The organism is Pseudomonas sp. PSPC2-3 (genome assembly GCF_049898265.1).
Classification (GTDB): Bacteria; Pseudomonadota; Gammaproteobacteria; order Pseudomonadales; family Pseudomonadaceae; genus Aquipseudomonas; species Aquipseudomonas veronii.
Genome location: NZ_JAFCXJ010000021.1, coordinates 1 through 3,116, shown reverse-complemented (window position 1 = coordinate 3,116; position 3,116 = coordinate 1). Strand labels below are relative to the sequence as shown.

The following is a 3,116-nucleotide window of genomic DNA, read 5'->3' as shown; positions in this document are numbered from 1 at the left end:
ATTGTCGAGGAGAGCAAGGTCAGGGCAACCGCGATTGAGGCTGAGGCGACGAAGACCACGCAACTGCAAGCCACTGTCGGTCAAAACACATCTGCCATTCAGGAAACGTCCTCGGCGCTGGCTAACACCAACGGCCAGCTATCTACCCTGTGGTCGGTGAAGATGGAAACCACAGCAGGCGGGCAGAAGTACGCGGCAGCGTTCGGCCTTGGCCTGCAGGTTGATCCGTCCGGCGTGTCGTCGCAGTTCGTGGTAAGAGCCGACACGTTCATGTTGTTGAACCTGAACAATGGCACTCCGGTGTCGCCGTTCTCGGTATCCGGCGGCCAGACGTTTGTCACTTCGGCGTTTATCCAAGATGGCACGATCACCAACGCAAAGATCGGCGAGTACATCAGCTCTACGAACTACATCGCCGGTCAGCAGGGATGGATTCTCAAGAAGGACGGAACCTTCGAGATTAACGGCGTAGTCCCCGGGCAAGGCCGTTCGATTATGACGAATCGATCTTTACGCTTCTGGGATGTGAACAACGTCAAACGGGTTCAGTTGGGAGATCAAACCGAATGAGTACCGGCCTGAGAACATGGGCGGCAAATGGCGCCCTACAGATGGACACTGATAGCTACACCTATCAGGTTCTGCATAATGCTGTGTACACGCTCGCCATGGGAGCAATAGTTACAGCAAGCATTGCCGGGTTCGACCCGATAACATGCACAGCCGTCATACTTCCTACCCAGGCAGCAGCTAACAACTACTGCTACAGCGCCATGCCGTTTATGTCGGTAGGCGTCGGTTCGGTTGTTGTGCAATCAAAACATCCAAATGAGCCTGGCGCGATAGGATCAACAATACAGTTCAGGTTGCTTGTAATGAGGTTCAGAAATTGACTTTCGGGCTGCTAGTGGTAAATGATGGAAACTATGCGCAAATAGACTCAGAACACCCTAGGCTCTGTGCGCTGTATAGCGGCACATATCAGGCTTCCGGCAGCTCATCTGTGTCGGTGTCGTTTCCAGCACCAATAACAACGCCTGAGCCGCCGTGCGTATTCATTCAGAACAGCTCGGCAAGACCAAGCGAGCTTTACACGAGCATGACCATTAACGGAGGTCCTGGGGCGTGGACTGGGTTTTCCATCACGTCACTTAACATTGACTTCAGGCCTGCCGGAAAGTGGTTTGCAGCTGTATTTGCTTCAATAAGTAAGGCTGACTACGGGCTAAGAATGTGGGATGCAAACGGCGTGCTTATCTTTGATTCCGGGGCCGCCCCGGTAATCTTCACACGAGCAAATAACTCATGGTCATATCAGGGGCAAGTAGTTCTAAATGGGACTGCCCAGGCGTACTACTGGGCAAACGGATCTGTTGCGCCGCTGCAATCTGATGAGTACTTCATGATCAATCCCTTTTCCCGGGGAATACTGCAAAACCATCTAAACTGGATGACATCAGCTGTAAGGTTCAACTATTCAGAAAACAGACTTCAGGTTTTTGGTGTTAGTGCAATTTCGGCATGGACAAACATTGGCGCTCCCGGCGCTGTTTTTGCCAGGCTTCCTGGTACATAGGAAGAGTTCAACATTTAACTTTGAATACCCTGCCTTTAGCGGGTATTTTTTTGCCTGGAGAAAAATATGGTTTGGCAAAGGGCAGGAACAGTTGCGGTTCAAAATGGCAGCACTACAGTTACGGGCGCCGGTGTTGATTTCGCGGCATCTTCCAGGGTGGGTGATTCGTTCATCGGTCCGGATGGCGCAACCTATGAAGTCGCTAACGTAGCCAGCTCTACAGTAATCTCGATCCTCCCGGCCTACAAAGGACCGACAGTAACCGGCGCCGCTTACGCCATCATGCCCGTGCAGGGCTATGACAAGATGCTGTCGGATGCCTTCAACTCCCTGAACAACCAGTTCGGGCCGAAGCTTGCGGCGCTGGGTACTACCGGTAACTATGACGTGTTACCGGTGAGCAAGGGCGGGACGGGTGGCACAACGGCGCGTGATGCGTTAACTAATCTGGGCATCGTATTGGTCGGCAGTGGTGCGAATGCTGCGGGGGACGCATTCCAGTTGCGTGGTGGATCTCTGAAACTTCGCGGTGAGTCGTATGATTACTCATCTTATGGGGCTCACTCAGGGTGGAATGGTAGTACAGGCGAACAGTATTGGATTTGTAATCGCGGTACGGGGACGGGTGGCTTCAGTTGGCGAACCGTAAATGGTGACAATACCGCCACCGGCCCAGTGATGAGTTACTCATATTCGGGCAACCTTACCGTACCGGGAACCGTGACACAGGGATCTGATCGCCGTCTGAAAATTAACGATGTGGAAATATCAGGCGGGCTGGAGAAGATTTTGCAGATACGTCCGGTAGAGTTTGATCGCCGCTCGATGCTGACCGACAAGGAATATCCATTCCACGAGGCCGGGGTCATTGCCCAGGAGCTGCATGACGTTCTCCCTTTCCTCGTAACCCCTGGCGGCGTAGGTGATGACGAGGAAATCTGGCGAGTGAACTACACTGGCATCATTCCCTACCTGATCTCCGCGATCAAAGAGCTCAAAGCCGAGATTGAGGAACTGAAGGCCAATAAGGTCGACGCTGCTTAAACCCACTGCCGCAACAAACGCACCCCGCCATGAGCGGGTATTTTTTTGTCTGGAGAAAAGCAATGGCACGACTTTCCGAATCACTCGCCGGCGGCCGTAACACGTTGGCGTTCCTGGACATGCTCGCCTGGTCCGAGGGCACCAGCACATCTCCAGCCACTGCCATGGATGGCTACGACGTGATCGTCACTGGTATCGATCGAAAGCCCGAGGTGTTCAAAGACTTCACAGATCACCCGTTCGTCAAGGGGCGCGCGTCGAAGGTCATCAACAGCAAGGGGCTGACGTCCAATGCTTCCGGCCGATACCAGCAGATGCTGAAGGACTGGCCGCACTACAAGGCGCTGCTCAAGCTGCCTGACTTCAGCCCGATCAGCCAAGACCTTCTGGCGCTGCAGCACATCCGCGAGTGCAGGGCTTTGCCCGACGTGGTGGCCGGGCGGATCGAAACGGCTATCGCGAAGTGCCGGAACATCTGGGCCAGCCTGCCCGGCGC

The 3,116-nt window shown here is 54.1% G+C and carries 5 protein-coding genes; all 5 read left to right on the top strand.

Translation table 11 applies throughout. The features are described 5' to 3' along the window. A partial coding sequence (locus ACP7E3_RS31805; protein WP_426125507.1) for a DUF1983 domain-containing protein occupies positions 1–570 on the top strand: 570 nt, incomplete at its 5' end. After that, positions 567–893, top strand: coding sequence for a hypothetical protein (locus ACP7E3_RS31800; RefSeq protein WP_426125506.1), 327 nt, complete (start codon positions 567–569; stop codon positions 891–893). The genes ACP7E3_RS31805 and ACP7E3_RS31800, both read left to right, overlap by 4 nt. Continuing rightward, entirely contained in the window at positions 890–1,576 is a 687-nt protein-coding gene (locus ACP7E3_RS31795; protein WP_426125504.1) for a hypothetical protein, read from the top strand. The genes ACP7E3_RS31800 and ACP7E3_RS31795 overlap by 4 nt, the downstream gene beginning before the upstream one ends. Before the next feature lie 66 nt (positions 1,577–1,642). Next, positions 1,643–2,620 (top strand): tail fiber domain-containing protein, encoded by a 978-nt coding sequence (locus tag ACP7E3_RS31790; RefSeq protein WP_426125502.1) that lies wholly within the window; start codon positions 1,643–1,645, stop codon positions 2,618–2,620. Between the two features lie 62 nt (positions 2,621–2,682). Beyond that, the coding region (locus ACP7E3_RS31785) for a glycoside hydrolase family 104 protein (protein ID WP_426125500.1) at positions 2,683–3,116 on the top strand (434 nt) is incomplete at its 3' end.